Here is a 763-nt window from a genome sequence, read left to right on the forward strand (position 1 = left end):
TTCACTTTCTAGGAGTTCGGCAGGAATTGCACCACAATTCACCGGAACAAAAGGACCATTTTCACGCTTAGATAATAAGTGAATGTTACGTGCAACCACTTCTTTACCTGTGCCGGACTCACCAAGAATTAATACATTGGCATTGGTTATGGCAACTTGCTCAATTAAAAATCGAATATTTTTAATGCTAAGTGTTTCGCCGATTAAGCCATCAAAATGTTTTGAGCCACGATTAGAATTCTGACTTCCTGGGATCAAACGATGATATTCTTGGCAATCATGAATCAGTTGCGTTGTTAGTACGTAATTAAAGGGTTCACTGATTAAACCTATTACATTTGCCAAGGATAATAATGGTTTTAAAGTTTCACCTAATAATAAAAATGGAATAGCTGGGTTTTCACGAATGATAGTCTCATGCTCAATTGAACTACTCGCCCCTAAAATAAATGAAGTAACACAATCTACAGGCAAAGCATATTTTTTATAATCTTGTTCGCTGACGATTTGGTTTGCTTCATCTATAAAAGTTAATGAAGTTGACAACGCCTGTGCCCGGCTTTGATTTTCATCAAATATTAAAACTTTTGATGGACCTGTCATATTTAAAACTGCTACATATTTTTATTATGCTGATGATTGTAATCTGATTTACCTATGATGCAAGAATTAAGTGGCATTTTTTTGACGTGTGTTATTATTTTGACGTAGTTAAGTTTATGAATTTCAACACTCAAAAAGCAGCAGTTTTAGGTGAAATTAA

At 34.3% G+C, this 763-nt stretch carries 1 protein-coding gene; it reads right to left on the reverse strand.

The features are described from left to right. A partial coding sequence (locus CJF42_RS09555; RefSeq protein ID WP_170940549.1) for a sigma 54-interacting transcriptional regulator occupies positions 1-603 on the reverse strand: 603 nt, incomplete at its 3' end. Positions 604-763 lie beyond the last annotated feature (160 nt).

It is taken from the genome of Pseudoalteromonas sp. NBT06-2, from assembly GCF_002276045.1.
GTDB lineage: Bacteria > Pseudomonadota > Gammaproteobacteria > Enterobacterales > Alteromonadaceae > Pseudoalteromonas.